Origin of the sequence: Collinsella sp. Sow4_D11, assembly GCF_052116465.1 — a bacterium.
GTDB lineage: Bacteria > Actinomycetota > Coriobacteriia > Coriobacteriales > Coriobacteriaceae > Collinsella.
On record NZ_JBQKLA010000070.1, the window covers coordinates 1 to 789 of the forward strand.

Annotated in this window: 1 protein-coding gene; it reads right to left on the reverse strand. The window is 64.9% G+C overall.

Features of this window, described 5'->3' with window-relative positions:
* Nucleotides 1-679 (reverse strand): phage portal protein (locus ACTQ40_RS10570; RefSeq protein WP_441564124.1); only part of this gene is annotated, 679 nt, incomplete at its 3' end.
* Nucleotides 680-789 lie beyond the last annotated feature (110 nt).

Here is a 789-nt window from a genome sequence, read left to right on the forward strand (position 1 = left end):
TCGTGATGATGCGGGCGATCGCGTCCGTCATCGGGATCACGTCCGCCATCTCTGACACGCCAGTCCAGCGGCCCGTGCGGGGCCGGTTCAGGAACATTACGACCGGCACTCGGCCAAGGTTGTGCTCGTCGGGGTCGAACTCGTCGGCCCAGTCGTGGCCGTCGCGGATCAGGTAGCGGCTCTTGTTGGGCAGGTACAGGGTGGCGCGCTGCCGGTCATCGTCGCCGGTGTAGGTGCGCAGCGCGGCAGTCATGCGGCGGCGGGGGTCGATCTCGACCGAGAACGCCTCGGGCGACTCCACGGTGATCAGCGGCTGATCGGGTTCTTCAGGGTTTGTGGACACGACCGCGAAGCCGCGCCCGAAGGTGCGGCAGTCCTTGTGCAGCAGCGATGACTGGGAGGGCAAGTTGTTGTACTCCCACGCCTCCTGCAAACCGCGGTCGATCTTGTCGGAACCCGACCGCTGGAAGGCGCGCAACTGCTGGCGGCGCTCCGGCTCATCCACAGCCATGCGCGGCACATTGATCGCAACCTCGAACATGCGCAATTCAGGAGGCACGGCAAGCCCAATCACGTCGATCTTCTGCAGACCCTCGTAGTACATGTCGAGGTGCTTGTAGTCGCGCTTGATCTTCGAGGTCTTGCGGTGGAGGCGGTTCAGGACATCAATGTCGCCCATGCCACCTCCAATCATCGTCTAGGCGAAGCACCACACGGCGCTGCTCTCTTCGTCATCGGTCCAGCCGGTGTCCTGCACCGCCCGCCTCGCCGGGTAGGCGCCTGCGTCGG